The 16800-nt window shown below is 61.8% G+C and carries 18 protein-coding genes; 7 read left to right on the top strand and 11 right to left on the bottom strand.

Annotated elements, in window-relative coordinates:
• Positions 1-126 precede the first annotated feature (126 nt).
• Together ACZRMO_RS24390 and ACZRMO_RS24385 are read left to right on the top strand one after the other, a co-directional pair.
• Entirely contained in the window at positions 127-378 is a 252-nt protein-coding gene (locus ACZRMO_RS24390) for a type II toxin-antitoxin system HicA family toxin (RefSeq protein ID WP_463974500.1), read from the top strand.
• Positions 375-740: a type II toxin-antitoxin system HicB family antitoxin gene (locus ACZRMO_RS24385; protein WP_463974499.1), complete on the top strand. Its 366-nt coding sequence runs from the start codon at positions 375-377 to the stop codon at positions 738-740. The genes ACZRMO_RS24390 and ACZRMO_RS24385 overlap by 4 nt, the downstream gene beginning before the upstream one ends.
• Here ACZRMO_RS24385 and ACZRMO_RS24380 read toward each other — a convergent pair whose 3' ends face one another.
• Positions 741-1913 carry an MFS transporter gene (locus ACZRMO_RS24380; RefSeq protein WP_463974498.1) on the bottom strand — a complete coding sequence of 391 codons (1173 nt, stop codon included), beginning with the start codon at positions 1911-1913 and terminating at the stop codon, positions 741-743.
• A gap of 140 nt (positions 1914-2053) precedes the next feature.
• Here ACZRMO_RS24380 and ACZRMO_RS24375 point away from each other — a divergent pair, with 140 nt between their 5' ends.
• Positions 2054-2641 (top strand): TetR/AcrR family transcriptional regulator, encoded by a 588-nt coding sequence (locus tag ACZRMO_RS24375; RefSeq protein WP_463974497.1) that lies wholly within the window; start codon positions 2054-2056, stop codon positions 2639-2641.
• Here the strand turns inward: ACZRMO_RS24375 and ACZRMO_RS24370 are convergent.
• The 5 genes from ACZRMO_RS24370 to ACZRMO_RS24350 form a co-directional block, all read right to left on the bottom strand.
• Positions 2625-3980: an MATE family efflux transporter gene (locus ACZRMO_RS24370; RefSeq protein WP_463974496.1), complete on the bottom strand. Its 1356-nt coding sequence runs from the start codon at positions 3978-3980 to the stop codon at positions 2625-2627. The genes ACZRMO_RS24375 and ACZRMO_RS24370 overlap by 17 nt on opposite strands.
• 19 nt (positions 3981-3999) lie before the next feature.
• Positions 4000-4578, bottom strand: a complete 579-nt coding sequence (locus ACZRMO_RS24365) for a DUF2239 family protein (protein ID WP_463974495.1) — start codon at positions 4576-4578, stop codon at positions 4000-4002.
• Positions 4579-4706: 128 nt separating this feature from the next.
• Positions 4707-5522, bottom strand: a complete 816-nt coding sequence (gene nadE, locus ACZRMO_RS24360) for an ammonia-dependent NAD(+) synthetase (RefSeq protein ID WP_463974494.1) — start codon at positions 5520-5522, stop codon at positions 4707-4709.
• Between the two features lies 1 nt (position 5523).
• Positions 5524-6741 carry a nicotinate phosphoribosyltransferase gene (gene pncB / locus ACZRMO_RS24355; protein ID WP_463974493.1) on the bottom strand — a complete coding sequence of 406 codons (1218 nt, stop codon included), beginning with the start codon at positions 6739-6741 and terminating at the stop codon, positions 5524-5526.
• Positions 6742-6752: 11 nt separating this feature from the next.
• Positions 6753-7400 (bottom strand): nicotinamidase, encoded by a 648-nt coding sequence (locus ACZRMO_RS24350; RefSeq protein ID WP_463974492.1) that lies wholly within the window; start codon positions 7398-7400, stop codon positions 6753-6755.
• A 146-nt stretch (positions 7401-7546) separates the two neighbouring features.
• On the opposite strand from ACZRMO_RS24350, the gene ACZRMO_RS24345 reads away from it, so the two are divergent.
• Positions 7547-8239, top strand: coding sequence for an NUDIX hydrolase (locus ACZRMO_RS24345; RefSeq protein ID WP_463974491.1), 693 nt, complete (start codon positions 7547-7549; stop codon positions 8237-8239).
• Positions 8240-9020: 781 nt separating this feature from the next.
• Here the strand turns inward: ACZRMO_RS24345 and ACZRMO_RS24340 are convergent.
• Positions 9021-9794 carry an L-iditol 2-dehydrogenase gene (locus tag ACZRMO_RS24340; protein ID WP_463974490.1) on the bottom strand — a complete coding sequence of 258 codons (774 nt, stop codon included), beginning with the start codon at positions 9792-9794 and terminating at the stop codon, positions 9021-9023.
• Positions 9795-9813: 19 nt separating this feature from the next.
• A complete protein-coding gene (locus ACZRMO_RS24335) occupies positions 9814-11073 on the bottom strand; it encodes an ABC transporter substrate-binding protein (protein WP_463974542.1) in 1260 nt (419 codons plus the stop codon).
• Positions 11074-11335: 262 nt separating this feature from the next.
• Between ACZRMO_RS24335 and ACZRMO_RS24330 the strand changes: the two genes are divergently transcribed.
• From ACZRMO_RS24330 to ACZRMO_RS24320, 3 genes are all read left to right on the top strand, one after another.
• A complete protein-coding gene (locus ACZRMO_RS24330) occupies positions 11336-12256 on the top strand; it encodes an AraC family transcriptional regulator (protein WP_463974489.1) in 921 nt (306 codons plus the stop codon).
• Positions 12257-12428: 172 nt separating this feature from the next.
• Positions 12429-13376, top strand: coding sequence for a nucleoside-specific channel-forming protein Tsx (locus ACZRMO_RS24325; RefSeq protein ID WP_463974488.1), 948 nt, complete (start codon positions 12429-12431; stop codon positions 13374-13376).
• Between the two features lie 15 nt (positions 13377-13391).
• Positions 13392-14417 carry a purine-nucleoside phosphorylase gene (locus tag ACZRMO_RS24320; RefSeq protein ID WP_463974487.1) on the top strand — a complete coding sequence of 342 codons (1026 nt, stop codon included), beginning with the start codon at positions 13392-13394 and terminating at the stop codon, positions 14415-14417.
• A gap of 143 nt (positions 14418-14560) precedes the next feature.
• On the opposite strand, the gene ACZRMO_RS24315 is transcribed toward ACZRMO_RS24320, so the two are convergent.
• From ACZRMO_RS24315 to ACZRMO_RS24305, 3 genes are all read right to left on the bottom strand, one after another.
• A complete protein-coding gene (locus ACZRMO_RS24315; RefSeq protein ID WP_463974486.1) occupies positions 14561-15520 on the bottom strand; it encodes a quinone oxidoreductase family protein in 960 nt (319 codons plus the stop codon).
• 30 nt (positions 15521-15550) lie between these two features.
• Positions 15551-15724 carry a DUF1427 family protein gene (locus tag ACZRMO_RS24310; protein WP_124528348.1) on the bottom strand — a complete coding sequence of 58 codons (174 nt, stop codon included), beginning with the start codon at positions 15722-15724 and terminating at the stop codon, positions 15551-15553.
• 88 nt (positions 15725-15812) lie between these two features.
• On the bottom strand, positions 15813-16577 hold the full coding sequence (locus ACZRMO_RS24305) for an AraC family transcriptional regulator (RefSeq protein ID WP_463974485.1): 765 nt from the start codon (positions 16575-16577) through the stop codon (positions 15813-15815).
• Positions 16578-16800: the final 223 nt, after the last annotated feature.

Genomic DNA, 16800 nt, shown 5'->3' with positions numbered 1-16800 from the left:
GGGTAGAAGGCGTGCAGCCGGGTGTCATCAAGGGTTACATCAATCCTGGGAAAGCCCGGCGAAGCCGAGCTAGCATTGACGAACACCACTCTTTGCAACTACATTTAGTTACACGCAGGGAACGCCGTGTCCAAAAATGAAAAGCTGCTCGCCAAATTGCTCGACGAACACATGACATTCACCTGGCCCGAGCTCGTGACGCTGCTGCGTCGGCTGGGCTACACACAGATTGAAGGGGCCGGAAGCCGCGTCAAATTCGACATCGGCGACCCCACGGCAATGATCACATTGCACAAGCCTCACCCCGGCAACGAACTGAAACACTACATACGGCGCCAGATCATCGAACAATTGAAATCAGGAGAACTGATTCAGTGAACAACCAACTGAAACACAAAGGCTACATCGGCTCTATCGAGGCCAGCCTCGAAGATAACTGCCTGTTCGGCAAGATGCTGTTTATCAAGGCACTGATCAGCTACGAAGGGAAAACCGTCGCCGAGTTGGACGCGGCCTTTCGCGAGGCGGTGGACGACTATCTCGCCACCTGCCAAACCCTTGGGCAAACGCCCGAAAAACCGTGCAAGGGATCGTTCAACGTTCGGGTCGGCCATGACCTGCATTTGGCAGCGGCCCTGGCCGCGACCCGCAAAAAAGTCACACTCAATGATCTGACACGCCAGGCATTGAACGAGTTTTTACAACATCACTGCGCGGAGCCGTTCCCAACGATTGGCTGATTACCCCAACCGCCGATACCCCAGCACCGCTGACCCCAACACCACCGCCCCCGCCACCAACGCCACCCAGAACCCACTGGTGGCACCAAAGTGGTCGATCATCCAGCCGGAGCTGGCGGCGCCGATGGCCACGCCGATGCTCAGGCCGGTGATCAGCCAGGTCATGCCTTCGGTCAGGCGGCTGGGTGGGACGATGCGTTCCACCAGGGCCATGGACACAATCAGGGTTGGCGCGAAGAACAGGCCGGAAATAAAGATCGCCACCGCTAGGCCGGGAATGTTGGTCACCAGTAACAACGGCAAGGTGGTCAACGCCGTGGCCACGCCGCAGCACAGAAACTGCCGGGGCAGTGGCGCCTTGAGCTTGAGCGTGCCAAAGGCCAGCCCCGCCAGGCACGAGCCGATGGCGTACACCGACAGCACGATGCTCGCCGCCGCCGGCTGGCCCTGGTGCTGGGCGAAGGCCACGCTGACCACATCCACCACGCCGACGATCACGCCCATGGCCAGCAACAGGATCATCAGGATCAGCACCGAGGGCGACGCGATCAACCAACCGCTGTGGTGGTCGTGGTGGGCATGCACGGGCGGCTCGGTTTCGCGTTGCAGCACAAAGGTGGTGACGCCCACCGCCAGCAACACCGCAGCCACCAACGGCCCGGCTTCCGGGAACAGCACCACGCTCAGGCCCACCGAGATCGGCGGGCCGATGATGAAGCACACCTCATCCAGTACCGATTCCAGGGCGAACGCGGTTTGCAGCTGGGGTTGCCCGCGATACAACTCGGTCCAGCGCGCCCGCACCATGGCGGACATGTTCGGCATGCAGCCGGCCAGGGCGGCGAACAGGAACAACGTCCAGCTCGGCGCCTGCAAACGGGTGCACAGCAGCACCATCAACAAACCACCGCCACCGATCAACGCAGCGATAGGCAGCACCCTGCCCTGGCCATAACGGTCCACCAACCGCGAAACCTGCGGCGCGCAAAACGCCGTGGCCAACGCAAACACCGCCGCCACCGAGCCCGCCAGGCCATAGCCGCCATGCACTTGGGCGAGCATGGTGATCAGGCCGATGCCGGTCATCGACACCGGCATGCGCGCAAGCATCCCGGCCAGAACAAAAGCCCGGGCGCCTGGGACCTGGAACAATGCGGCATAGGGGTTTGCCATCTCTGTTGACCTCTTCCTTTGTGCCTGGGGCTTGCCATCTGAAGCCAGCCAGGCAAAATACATACGGTGCGTATGTGGCGAATCATGCTTAACATACGCGGCGTATGTCAATCATTCACTTGCCCATAACGAGCCACCCCATGAGCCGAGCCCGCGCTGAAATGATCGAAGACACCCGTGCCCGGCTGATCGCCAGCGCGCGCCAGGCATTCGCCACTCAGGGGTACGCCAACACCTCGATGGACGACTTTACCGCCCGCGCCGGGCTGACCCGCGGTGCTTTGTACCATCACTTCGGTGACAAGAAAGGCCTATTGGCCGCCGTGGTCGCGCAACTCGACAGCGAGATGGATGCGCGCTTGCAGCACATCACCGACCAGGCCCTGGACCCCTGGGCCGGTTTTTGTGAGCGCTGCCGGACCTATCTGGGCATGGCCCAGGATGGCGAGATCCAGCGCATCGTATTGCAAGACGCCCCGGCCGTGCTGGGAGACACCGGCTCCCAGCAACACTGCGTGGCCTCGTTGCGCCAATTGCTGGAAGACTTGATGCAAGCCAAGGTGATCCACCCGGTTCCGAGCCAGTCGCTGGCTCAGTTGATCAATGGCAGCCTGGTCAGCACTGCGTTGTGGATCGCCCGGGATGAAAACCCGGACGCGCGCCTGCAAGAAGGTTTGCTCAGCTTGGAGCTGCTGCTGGGCGGCCTGAAACTCACACCAACCGCGTGATCTGCTTGTGCCGCCACACCAGCCGGTAATACGCGACCTGCAACCCGAGCATCGCCAGGTAAGTCACCGGAAACGCCATCCACACGCCTTCCAGGCCGAAGTGCGCGTTGAACAAGTACGCCATCGGCAGCTCCACGCACAGCACGCAGAAGATCGAAATCGCCACCGGCATCAACACCACGCCGCTGGCGCGCATGATGCCGCCGACGACCGCCTGGAAACCAAACACCAGGATGCTCCACAGCATGATATGCAGCAGGTGCTCGGCGTTGACCCGCGCCGCGTCGTCGGTGATGAACAACCCGAGCAGCCAATGCGACAACACATAACCCAGCACGATCAAGCCGCCGGTGAGGCAGGTATTGATCAGCAGCCCGGTGCGCAGGATCGGCCCGATGCGCTCCAGGCGCCCCGCGCCAATGGCCTGGGCACCGAGGATCGACGCGGTAATGGCAATCGACAACGCCGGGAACTGCACGTAATTGACGATCTGCGTCACCGCACCATAGGCCGCCGTAGCCTGGGAGCCGTGGCCATTGACCAGGGCGAGGATGACCAGTTCCGACAGCGACAACACCACCATCTGTAAGCCGGTAGGCAGGCCGATACGCAGGACTTTGCCAAGGATCACGCGGTCCAGGCGCAAGGCGGCGAGCAGTTCGCGGTCGGGCGCCATCACGTGGTTCTTGTGACGCAGGCGCAGGACCAGAAACAGCATGGCCAAGGCGTTGCCCACCAGCCCGGCAAACACCGCGCTCTGGATGCCCATGGGCGGCAAGCCGATCCAGCCGCGAATCAGCGCCGGGGTCAGCAACAAGCCCACCAGGGTGGAAACCACCAGCGCCAGCAGCGGCGAAACCGTATCGCTGACCCCGCGCAACAACTGGGTATAGAGGATAAAAACCAGCAGCAGCGGCATGATCAACATCATCATCTGCGCATACCCCACCGCATCGTCCAACACGTCAACCGGCGTGCCCAACGCTTGCAATGCGGGGCGCGCAAACAGGCTGCCGAGCACTGCCGCAATCACCCCTACCAGCGCGCCCAAGGTCAGGGTTGCGCCAGTGATCACCTTGACCAACCCCGTCTCCTGCGCGCCCCAGGCCTGGCCGATCAGCACCGAGGCACCGGCCCCCAGGCCAATCACCAGGGCGATAAAGAAAAACACAATGGGGAACATCCCCGACACGGCCGCCAGCGCCTGGGTGCCAAGCATTTGCCCGACGTAGATGCCGTTGAGGGTGCCGGAAAAGCTTTGCAGGAAGTTGGACAGCACCATCGGTGCCAGAAAGATCAGGTAGATCTGCCACAACGGCCGTTGTTGGGTAACTTCCATGGGGGTTCGAATCCGTGAATTATTGTTGGGCAGTAAAGGCATTGCGCGACAGCCAGGCCAGGTACGTCTGCACGTCCAGCGGCCAGTGCGCGATCTTGTGGGCAAAGTCTGCGGCGTCCTGGGCAAACAGTGCGCGCGAGGCGTCTTCAAAACCAGGCAAGTTGCCAGCGATGGCACTCATGAAACGATAGCTGGCCTCTTTGGCCTGGCGTATCTGATCACGGGAGGCGTGCACGTTGCGAGCGTCATCCACCAACCGACGCAAAGCGGCCGAGGCGCCACCCCGTTGCTGGCCCAGCCATTCCCAGTGGCGTGGCAACAAGGTGACTTCGCGCGCGACCACGCCCAGCTTTGGCCGCCCCACCGAGGGCACGGCGGGCGGCTCGTCAGCAGCCACGACCGGCTCTGGCTGGGCCGGCGCATAACCCGCCGGCCAGGGGTAATCGACCTGGGTGCCGGTGGCATCATCGAAGACCAGGAAACTGCCGGTTGCCAGGTCAAGGCCTGACAGCGTGTGGGCCACATCGGCGTAGGAACCCGCCGCCACACGTTGATGGCTGACGAAGGCAGTGCACAGGGGAACGTTTGGCGTAGACATGGATTATCACCCGGGTGTTATTTGTTTTACCCGGGTCATATTAGCCAAAATATTGCAGCTTGCAAGCGGATTAACGCAGACGCGGAGCGTCAAGGGCTGCATTACCACGCAGAGCGTGGGAACGATCATCAGCGTGGAGCAATCGGCAACGCACGTTTATGGGCGGTTTTGGCATACGCGGTTTCCACGATTCCCCTCACCCGCTCGCTGACCGATTGCCCCATCAGGTACGCGTCGATCTCCGCATAGCTACAGCCATAGGCGTGTTCATCCAGCTTGCCTGGCAGCAATTCTTCCAGGTCGGCGGTCGGGTGTTTGTGCACTAGGTTGTCCGGCGCGCCAAGGGCCATGGCCAGCAGGCGTACTTGGGTCTTGGTCAGGCCGGACAGCGGCGCGAGGTCGCAGGCGCCGTCGCCGAACTTGGTGAAAAACCCCATCAACGCTTCGGCGCCGTGGTCGGTGCCGACGACCAGGCCGTGGTGCAGATTGGCCACGGCGTACTGCGCGATCATCCGCGCGCGCGCCTTGACGTTGCCCTTGATGAAATCGACATGGGCGGCACTGGCTTCGCTGGCGGTCAGGTTGGCCATCAGGCCGTCGACGCTGGCGGCGATGTTCAGGGTGTCGATCTGGTCCGGGGTGATAAAGCCCAGGGAGGCCTGGGCGTCGCCCTCATCGGCCTGGGTGTTGTAGGGCAAGCGCATGGCGATAAATCGCGCGGCGTAGCCTTCACTGCGCATCTGTTCACAAGCCAGCTGGCACAAGCGGCCCGCTGTGAGGGAGTCAACACCGCCACTGATGCCCAGCACCAGGGCCTTGCAGCCCGACTGGCGCAACGTGCTCTTGATGAAGTCGATGCGCCGTTGAATCTCCTGGGGCTCGCCGCCCTTGGCCAGCGCGCGGTCGATATTCAGTTCCTGGGCGATATGTTCTTGGGTTTGCATGTCACACCTCCATACTGGCGACATTGAACACCTTGGCGGCGTACTGCAAAAACGAGGCGTCTTCGCAGACGTTCTTGATCGGGTCATCGGAGAACTTCACCACCGGCTCGCCATGCACTCGCACCAGCTTCATCACGATGCTCAACGGTTCCACTCCGTCGACGTCGCACGCCAGGCTGGTGCCCATGCCAAAGCCGAACCGCGCCTTGCCGCGCAAGTGGCGCAGGATCGGCAGGCATTTTTCGAAGTTGAGGCCGTCGGAGAACATCAGGTCCTTGGTCATCGGGTCGATGCCCAGTTGCTTGTAGCGGGCCAGCACCTTGTCGGCCCAGGCGATGGGATCGCCGGAGTCCTGGCGCAGGCCGTCGTAGAGCTTGGCGAAGTACAGGTCAAAGTCCTTGAGGAAAAACTCGGTGCTGATGCAGTCGGTCAGCGCAATGCCGAGGCGACCACGGTATTCGCGCACCCAGTTTTCCAGGGCGGCGTTCTGGCTCTCGCGCAAGCGGCCCAGTTGCTGGTGCACCATCAGCCATTGGTGCGCCATGGTGCCAATCAACGGCAGGTCGAACTCATAGGCCAGGTGCGCGTTGCTGGTGCCGACGAACTGGCCGGGGAAGTCGCGGCGCATGATGTCGATCACTTCGCGCTGGGCCTTGAACGACAGGCGCCGGCGCGTGGAAAAGTCGGACACCCGCAGGTCGGCCAGTTCCTCGCGGCTGAGGTTTTTCTCCAGCCAATCGAACTTCTGATAGAGCTTGCGGGTGACGTCTTCGAGCGTCACATCAGGGTATTTATCGCGGTTGCGCAGCTCGCTGACCAGAGCCAGCACCGGTTGTTCGAACATGATGCAGTGCAGCATCGGGCCGATGACGCGGATGTTCAGTTGGCCGTCGACTTCGCTGATGTGGATATAGCGCAGGTTGAAACGGAACAGGCCAAGAAAGCGCTCGTAATCCGGGGTGAGGTATTCGCGAAAGCGCGGGTTGAACAGAAAGCGCAACTCGCCTTCACGCATGTGCAGGCCGGCGAGCTTTTCCAACTCATCGCGCAGTGCCGGGATCAAGTGACCGAGCTTTTCCCGGGAACGCACGATGAAGTTGTATTCCACATCGACGTTGGGGTGCTGGTGCAGCACGGCCTGCATCATGGTGAAGGTGTAGTAGTCGGTGTCGAGCAAGCCCTGGATCACTGGGGCGTTGTAGTCGTAGGCACTTTCCATGGTGGGTCTCCTTAACGCGTGGCCATCGCGGCCAGCTCTTCGCGGGTGCTACTGATTGCAGCACCGGCCTTACGCAGCTCATTGAGCGCTTGAATGCCGCCCTCCTCGCTGATCCCCCGGCACGCCGGCACGTGCAGGACCACCTCCAGGCCGGCCTTGAGCAGCTGCAACGCGGTGGTCTTGACGCAGTAGTCCAAGGCCAGGCCGCCGACAATCACACGCACCACGCCGTGGGCTTTCAGGTACTCGATAACGCCGGTGGAGAGTTTGTCGTGCAGGTCGTGGTAGCAGGCGCCGTAGGGATGCAGGTCCGGTTCGACACCCTTCCAGATGAAGTAGTCGTAGTCGTACGGGGTGGGCAACTCGTCCAGCAGCGTGAAGCCCTCGGTACCCGGGACGCAGTGGCTGACCCAGGTCACATCGGCGTGGGCCAGGCCGGTGGGTTGCAGCATCTCGCTGTGTTGCGCGACGACCCAGGGCGCGTGCGGGGTGTGGGCGTCCTTGCTGCCGACGCGGTGACCAGCGAGGCTGGCCATGTAGTTGAGCTCGGCGCCGATGCGGTCACCGCCGACCACCGGCAATTCGTTGGGGCACAGTGGCGTGAAGCTCTTCTGGGCATCGACGTCGAATGAGGCAATGGCGGTTTTTACGAGGGTCATGGCGGTTCTCCTGTGGCCTGGAAACAAAAGTACACGTCATGTACTTTCATAGCAAGAAACATTTGTTTATATAGGCTGGGATCAGTCCATGACATATCTGTTCGTTCCGTTAGACTATGCCCTGCCACTGCTTATAAGGATGTCCCATGCCGCTTAGTGCCTACCTGCATACCGTCGACCTTTGCGTCCTGTTCTACTGCCGCGCGTCCGGCGCATTGAAACTGCTGCTCAACAGGCGCGACGCCGAGCCATTCGCCGGGCATTGGGCGCTGCCGGGGGTGGTGGTGAATGGCGGCGTGCAGGATCTGAGCCTCAAGGATGCCGTGGAGCGGTTGCGCGCCAGTGACAAGGTGGGGTTTGAATTGGCCTGGAGCGAACAGGTGGGCACCGTGGGGGATGCGTTTCGTGATCCGCGGTGTTGGTCGTCGTCCACCTATTACCTGGCGATTGTGGCGGATGAGGTGGCTCTGGCCGAGCATCAGGCCTGGTTTGCGCTGGATGCGGTGGCGGATGGGAGTATCAAGCTGCCGTTCGATCACAACCTGATCGTGGCGGCGGTGCAGGAGCGGTTGCTGTCCAAGTCGCTCTATAGCAGCTTGCCGTTGATGTTTTTAGGCCGTGAGTTCAGTGCACCGCAGGCTACTACGATTTTTTCGGTGGTGCTGGCGCGGCCGGTGTTGAAGACCAGTGTTCGCCAGCGGTTGTTGAAGTTGGCTGAAGCGGGGTATTTGCGGGAGACGGGGCGCAAGAAGCCGGGGGAAGGTGGGCGGCCACAGGCGACAGTGGAGGTTTTGAAGGCTGGGGAGGTTTATTTTTTTGATCGGAGTTTTGCGGAGTAGTGGTTTGGTGGGGTACATATCCGTTTCTTCGGTAACGGCCACTATTGGTTCCGCTCTTACAGCGGCTCACTTTGGAAAAGCCCCAAAGTAAGCAAAGGGCTCTTGCCCCAACACTCGGCACCTCGCCTAGGCTCGGTGTGCCCGTAATCCGACATGGATTTGGGGGGCCGCCGCCACGCGCCATCCATGGCGCGGGGCGGCTAAACCGGCATCCCTGCCGGTTTACCCCCCAAATCCACATCGAATTCCGGCCAGCGTGTTTAACGGGGCGCCTAAGATCAAAATCAAAATCAAAAGCAAAGCGAGGCGGCCTGACAGCCGACCTGGTCGATGAAGCTGGCGCATTCCCCTGTGGGAGCTGGCTTGCCTGCGATGGCATCAACTGGGTGTGCCTGATGTACCGAGTTGCCTGCATCGCAGACAAGCCAGCTCCCACAGTTGAAGAGTGAACACCCTGAAAAATACCGGTCGGCTTTAAGGCCGCCGCGCTCTTGCTTTTGATCTGGGGTCGCCCCGTCAAACACGCTGGCCGAACGCAGGCTTGAATCCGTGGGTAACCCGGCAGGACGCCGGGTTAGCCGCCCCGCGCCATGGATGGCGCGTGGCGGCGGCCCACGGATTCAAGCCGGAGTGAGGGCATGCCGAGCCTAGGCGAGGCACCGAGTGTTGGGGCGAGGACCCTTTGGTTACTTTTGGGTCCCTCCAAAAGTGACCCGCTGTAAGAGCGGAACCATAAGCCGCCGTTACCGCAGCAACGGATATGTACACCAACAAAAAGCCATCAGCTCATCCAATTCCCCCCATCAACGTTATACGTCTGCGCCACCACATACTCCGCCTCCGCCGAAGCCAAAAACACCGCCATCCCCGTCAAATCCTCAGCCGTCCCCATCCGCCCAAACGGCACCTCCTCCCCTACCCGCCGTTTCTTCTCCCCCGGCGCCAGCCCTTCATGCCGGGCAAACAACGCATCCACCCCATCCCAATGCTCCCCATCCACCACGCCGGGAGCGATGGCATTGACGTTGATCCCCTGCTTGATCAAATTCAACCCCGCCGACTGCGTCAGGCTGATCACCGCCGCCTTGGTCGCGCAATACACCGCCACCAACGACTCGCCACGGCGCCCGGCCTGGCTGGCCATGTTGATGATCTTGCCGCCATGCCCCTGGCGGATCATCTGCCGCGCCGCCGCTTGCAAGGTGAACAACGTCCCCGCGACGTTGATTGAAAACAGCCGCTCATAACTATCCCGGGTGATATCGACAATGGGCGCCAGATCAAACAGCGCCGCATTGTTGATCAAGATATCCAGCTTGCCGACCATGGCCACCACGGCGGCAATCGCGGCGTCGATGGACCCCTGGTCGGTGACGTCCATTTCCACGGCATACGCCTGTGGCCCCAGTTCGGCGGCGGTTGCCTGGGCCTGTTGCAGGTTGATATCGGCGATGGCGACGCTGGCGCCCTCCGCAATGTAGGCCTGGGCAAACGCGCGGCCGATCCCGCGCGCTGATCCGGTGATCAGCGCGCTTTTACCTTCAAGTCGTTTCATGGGGCATGTCTCTGAAGAATTATTTTGGATAACCCGCGCGTTTCATTTCGCGCTCGGTGGTGGACTGGGCCTGGAGCAACGCCTGGTCAACCGACATGCCTCCGGTCAGCGCCGCCGAGAACATCTTGCCCACCGAGGTGCCGATGGCCTGGAACTCGGGGATGGTCACGTACTGGATGCCCACGTACGGCACCGGCTTGGCCGACGGGTGCGCCGGGTCGGCGTGTTTCATCATCTCCAGGGTCACCTGGGCAAACGGCGCAGCTTTCAAGTAGGCGTCGTTGTAGGTGGACTGGCGAGTGCCTGGCGGTACATTGGTGATGCCTTCTTTATCGGCAACCAGTTGGATGTACTCCTTGGACGTGGCCCAGGTGATAAAGGCCTTGGCCGCGTCTTTGTGCTTGGACGTGGCCGGGATCGCCAGGGACCAGGCATACAGCCATGAGGAGCCTTTGTCGGTGACTTCGGTGGGCGCGGCGGCAAAGCCTACGCTGTCGGCAACCTTGCTTTGGCTCTTGTCGGTGGTGAAGGAGCCGGCAACGCTGGCGTCTACCCAGATCGCGCATTTGCCGCTGTTGAACAGCGCCAGGGTTTCGTTGAAGCCGTTGCTGGAAACCCCCGGTGGGCCGTATTGCTTGAGGTTGTTGACGTAGAAATTGGCCGCGGCGGTCCATTCCGCGCTGGTCAGCTCAGGCTTCCACTGCTCGTCGAACCAGCGCGCGCCAAAAGCGTTGGCCATGGTGCTCAGCAAGGCGATGTTCTCGCCCCAGCCAGCCTTGCCGCGCAGGCACAGGCCGTATTGGTCCTTGTCCTTGGCGGTGAGCTTGGCGGCGAATGCGCCGAGTTGGGTCCAGGTCGGATGCGCGGGCATGCTCAGGCCGGCTTGCTGGAACAGGTCGGTGCGGTAGTAGGTGACGGTGCTTTCGCCGTAGAACGGCAACGCGTAGAGGGTGTTGTTGACCGACAGGCCCTGGCGGACCGAGGGGAAGATATCGTCGACGTCGTAGTCGGCCGGCAGTTGGGTCAGCGGCTCCAGCCAGTGCTTGGCGCCCCACAGCGGGGTTTCGTAGGTGCCGATGGTCAGCACGTCGAATTGCCCGCCCTGGGTGGCGATATCCGTGGTGAGGCGTTGGCGCAGTACGTTTTCTTCGAGCACCACCCAGTTGAGCCGGATGTCCGGGTGCTGCGCTTCGAACACCTTGGACAGGCGCTGCATACGGATCATGTCGCTGTTGTTGACCGTGGCGATGGTCACGGTGTCGGCGGCGTGGCTGGGCATGGCCAACGCCAGGCCGGACAGCAGGAACAGCGCTTGCGGGAGCTTGAGCATGGCGGTATCCACCTGTTGTTTTTGTTGTTGAGGGCCGATTACAGCAGGTTGGTCCAGCCCTCACAAACCCGTGGCGGATGCGCGACTGGTACTTTTTTAACCTTGCGCCCCGGGTTAAAAAAGTATCAGTGCCCGGCAAAACGAGGGGTAGCGCCGTCACCGCGCAGGCGCGTATTTTGAAGCGCTACCAAGAACAACAAGAAGCCCCGCCATGCCTGTCAGCCGCGCCCGACTGTTCGAGCACCGCCCCGCCGAACTGGAAGTGATCCTGCCCGAGCCGGACCATTGCTTTCGCTGGTTCGAGCACGACTATCCCTATGACCTGGCGCGCTGGAACCACCACCCCGAATTTGAGATCCACCTGATCCGCCAAGGCAGCGGCAAGTTGGTCGCGGGCGACTATATCGGCGCCTTCAGTGCCGGCCACGTCGCCCTGATCGGCCCCGACCTGCCCCACGACTGGATCGGCGAACTGGCCCCCGGCGAGTACCTCAAGGGCCGCGACGTGGTGCTGCAATTCGACGGCGCCGCCCTGCTCGCCTTGCGCAAGACGCTGCCAGAACTGGGCGACTTGCAGCCGTTGTTCGAGCACGCTCGGCGCGGCCTGCAATTTCACGGCGATACGGCGTTGCGTGCCGCCGTATTGATGGAAGACATCGGCAAAGCCCAGGGCCTGCAGCGGCTGGTGCTGTTCCTGCAACTGCTGGATACCCTCAAGAGCGCCGCGCCCCAGCACGTCCAGGCGCTGGCCAGCCCGTGCTACGCGCCCACCCTGGATGCACGCAGCGCCGAGCGTATCAACAAAGCCTTCGACTACCTGATGCGCGAGCTCACGGGGGACGTGCGCCTGTCGGTGATTGCGCAGCAACTGGAGATGAGCGAGCCGGGCTTTTCGCGCTTTTTCAAGCGCAACACCGGCCACGGTTTTATCGACCTGATGCGCAAGTTCCGCGTGCAACGCGCCTGCCGGTTGTTGTTGCAAAGCGAGATGTCCGTGGCGGCGATCTGCTTTGAAGTGGGCTACGCCAACCTGTCCAATTTCAACCGGCACTTTCGCATCGAGATGAATCAGACGCCGAGCGATTACCGCCGGGAAACCGCGCTGCACCGGTTCAACCCCTCGACAAAATGACACCCAGTCAATTCTGACCAAAAGGTCGACTAATCGCGCTTTTTTCCAGTCTATTCAAGCCAATAGTCAAAGTTGGTACAGCCTATGCAAACGTTTGCGGAACGAACTTGCCAGCCAAGTTCACCACAACCCGAAGAATCGGGTCCAAACCGCGTACGAATAGGGATTTTCAATGCACTCCACTGCAAGACACCCTGCCGCCCTTGGTGTTTCCCTGCTACTGGCCGCCGTTACGGGACTACTCAGCGCGCCCATTTTGGCGCAGGAAAAACCCGTCGATGACTCAGCACAGGGCGAAACCCTCAGCCCGGAAGCCAGCCCGACCAAAAAAGGCGTTTACCTGTCGGAATGGTTCAACCAGGACCTGACCTTGATCGGCAGCAAAGACATCAGCTTCGGTCCCAAGCCGTCCGACGACATTTACCTGGAGTACGAGTACTTCGGCCGCAAGGGCCCCTTCGAACTCTACGGCTATATCGACGTGCCGAAGATCCTCGGCATCGGTAACAGTAATGACAAAGGCGTGTGGGACCATGGCTCGCCGGTGTTCATGGAGCACGAGCCACGCATCTCCATCGACTACCTGGCGGGCCGCAGCCTGGCCATCGGGCCGTTCAAGGAATGGTATGTGGCGTTCGACTGGATCTACGACCACGGCAGCAACAAGGCCAACCGTGCCAACACCCTGTACAGCGGCCTGGGCACCGACATCGACACCCATTCGCGGGTCAATCTGTCGGCCAACTTCTACGGGCGCTACCAGTGGGAAAACTACGGCGCCAGCAATGAATATTCGTGGGATGGCTACCGCGCACAAATGAAGTACATCGTGCCTATCGGCAAGTTCGACAACGGGGCCTCGCTGACTTACATCGGCTTCACCAACTACGACTTTGGCTCCGACCTGCACAAGGACAACCCGGCGCGCACCGCCAACTCTATGGTGGCGACCAATGTGCTGCTGTATTCGTTTACCCACCTGCGGTTCACCCTGGTCGGTCGTTACTTTCATAACGGCGGCAACTGGGAGGATGGCAGTGAGTTGAACTTCGGCGAAGGCAACTTCCGCGCCCGTTCGGACGGCTGGGGCTACTACGCCGGCGTCGGTTACCAATTCTGATAGAGGAGCTTTTGCATGAACGTACTTTCCCGCCTGTCACTGGCTGTCGGCCTGGCCCTGTTGCCCCATGTGGTATTGGCGGATGCGCCGATCAAACCCAAGGTGATGCTGATCACCATGTTCGCCCCCGAGGCACAGACCTGGATCGACCGCCTGGAACTCAAGCAAGAGGTCCGCGTGCCGGGCCTGTCTGCCGAATACCCGGTGATCCGCTGCAACACCCAGGATGTCTGCCTGCTGGTCACCGGCATGGGCCAGACCAACGCCGCCGCGTCCACCCTGGCCCTGGCCTTGTCGCCCAAGTTCGACCTGCGCCAGAGCTACTTCCTGATCGCCGGGATCGCCGGCATCAGCCCCAAGCACGGCACCATCGGCACCGCGGCTTGGGCCCATTACCTGGTGGAGTTCGGCACGCAGTGGGAGCTGGACTCGCGGGATGCGCCCAAGGATTGGCCGACCGGTTACATCGGCATCAACACCAAAGGCCCCAACGAGAAACCGCCACTGGACTACAAGACCGAAGTGTTTGAACTCAACCCCAAGTTGCAGGCGAAGGCGTTTGCCCTGTCGCACCAGGTTGAGCTGACGGAAAGCAAGGAATCTGCCGCCTGGCGCAAACACTACCCCGCTGCCCCGGCCAACCAGCCGCCACAGGTCACCCGCTGCGATACCCTGGCGGGCAACACCTGGTTTTCCGGCACGCGCTTGAGCGAACGCGCCGAGGTCTGGACCAAACTGCTGACGGATAACAAGGGCGAGTACTGCACCACCCAGCAGGAGGACAACTCCACCTATGAGGCGCTGCTGCGGGCCAGCCGCGAGGGGTTGGTGGATATTCAACGCTTGGCCGTGGTGCGGGCGGGCTCGGACTTCGACCGGCCGTATCCGGGCTACAGCGAAGTGGACAACCTGCTGAAGTACGCGGACCAGGGTGGGTTTGTGCCGGCGCTGGAGAACCTGTATCGCACAGGTAATCCGCTGGTGCAGGCGATCCTCAAGAACTGGTCGGCGTGGGAAAACGGCGTGCCCGAGGCCCAGTAAACATCAACCTGTGGAAACGCGGTTGTGTGGGAGCGGGCTTGCTCGCGAATGCAGTGTGTCAGTCGCTGGAGATGTTGACTGATCCACCGCATTCGCGAGCAAGCCCGCTCCCACACTGGTTTTCCTACAGTGTTAAGAGCGGGTCAGGGCAGGAAGATGATCTTGTCTGCGCTGCCGCTATTCACTTCCCCATAACTCTGCAACCCCTCTGCCAACGCCACTTCGCGCAGGCCAGTGGGCAACGGCAACGAGCCCTCATCAAAAAACCGGCCGAACTGCTCCAGCATCACCGCACACTGCTCGCAGTTGTAGAGCAGCGAGTTGATCCCCACCACCGACCCGCCCTTGCGGTACAACGCCAGGGCCGGCAGTTGCACCTGGCCGTCCACCGGTGCGGCGATGATGGCGATGCGCCCAAACGGCGCCAACCCGGCGACGGCTGCGGGCAACCAGAAACCGGTGGTGTCGAAGATCACATCGGCGCCGCCCTTGAACACGCGGTTGACCTGCACGCCCAAGTCTTCCGGCGCACCCAAGGCAATCGACTCAACCCCCTGCCCTTGCAACACCTCCACATGCTCCGCGCGCCGCACCGCCGCCAGCACCTGGGCGCCACGAATTTTCGCCAGGGCCAAAGCCGCACTGCCTACCGCACCATTGGCACCAATCACCAGCAACCGCGTGTCTTTGCCGACACCACTGCGTTCCAGGGCATCCCAGGCAGTGGTGTACGGCACGCCAAGGCTGGCGGCCTGGGCAAAACTCAGGTGGCTGGGTTTGTGCGCCACACCGTTGGCTGAAACCTTCACAAATTCGGCGTGGGAACCGTCGGCAAAAAAGCCGAGATCGCGCCCCGTGCCCCAGACCTCCTGGCCAAGCAACGCCTGCGGGCCTTCGACGACAACGCCGGAAAAGTCACGCCCGGGAATGCGTGGCAAGGTGGTGTAGGGGAAACGGCCGAGCACGTTTTTCACGTCGCTGGGGTTCAAGCCCGCCGCCTTGATCTGCACCAGCACTTCACCGGCGGCGGGCACCGGAGTGGCGACGTCGACGAAACGCAGGGAGGCGAGATCGCCCGTAGCGGAAAATTGCAGTGCTTTCATGGCCAATATCCATCGAAGGGAAAAAGGGGATCAGGACAACCAACCGCTGACCAGTTGCCGCCCCATGGGCCAGAGCTTTTCGCCCAGCAGCATGCCCATCAGGCCTACCAAAGCGATGGCTGGTGGCGCGGGCGAGCGGAAGTCCAAGGCGCCGTAGAGCACGCCGACAAACAGGCCAATGGCGAGGGAAATCAGGTAACTCATGGGAGGGCGCCTGGTGAGTGGATGGGCTCAGTGTAGAGAGCGCATTCCTGAAGCATCGGCCAAGTACTTCAGGATTTCGGCCAAACCCTCAACCGACGTAGTGCGACGGCGCCACGCCGAGTTCGCGGCGGAACATGTCGCTGAAACTACTCGGCGAATACCCCAAAGACCGCGCGATACGACTGACCGGCTGGCCCTGGATCAACTCCGCCACCGCCGTGGCCAGTTGCACCTGGCGCCGCCATTCGGCGAAACCCATGCCCAAGTGGTGCTGGAACAGCCTCGACAAGGTTCGCACGCTGGCACCGGCCGTCTCGGCGTGTTGTTCGAAGGGGACGTCCAGGGACGGCGCGGCCATCACAGCCTGGCAGGCGTTGATCAAGCGCCGGTCGGCCTCCACCGGCATGGCGATGCGGATCGGCGAGCGGCGCGCCCGTTGCAATTCCAGCAGCGCCAGGCACACCACTGCGTCGTAATAGCCCGTATCAGCGCTGTCGCCCTCTTCCACCAGCGTGACGATCAGCTCGCGCAGCAAGCCGCCGACCTCGATCACCTGCACCTGGCTATCCAGCGTCGCCGCCAACGCCGGGCGCAGGTAGATATTGCGCATCTGCAAATCCGACACCACCCGAATCCCATGCTCCACCCCCGGCGGCAACCAGACGGCACGCTGGGGCGGGACCACCAGGGCTTCGCGCGGGGTTTCGACCCACATCACGCCGCTCATGGCGTAGAGCAATTGGCCCCAGTCGTGGCGATGGGGCTCCACGTACAACCCACGCGGGTAGGTGCGTGCCAGGGGTTGCACGGGGACGGCGTGATCACTGAGGTCGGGAGGCGCGGCCAGGGCCATGGGAGTACGTCAGTCGGGATGTGGGTGTTCATGGTAATCAGTGACGCCCGCCAAGCCGAGCTGATTTTTAGAAGCAGCACGCAAATGCCAATGTGGGAGCGGGCTTGTGTGGGAGCGGGCTTGCTCGCGAAAGCGGTGTGTCAGTCAAAGATATTTAAACTGAACCACCGTATTCGCGAGCAAGCCCGCTCCCACACAAGCCCGCTCCCACATTTTTTGACCG

It is taken from the genome of Pseudomonas sp. B611, from assembly GCF_055407965.1.
The sequence above is the reverse complement of the archived record's forward strand: the minus strand, read 5'-3'. Positions and strand labels throughout refer to the sequence as shown.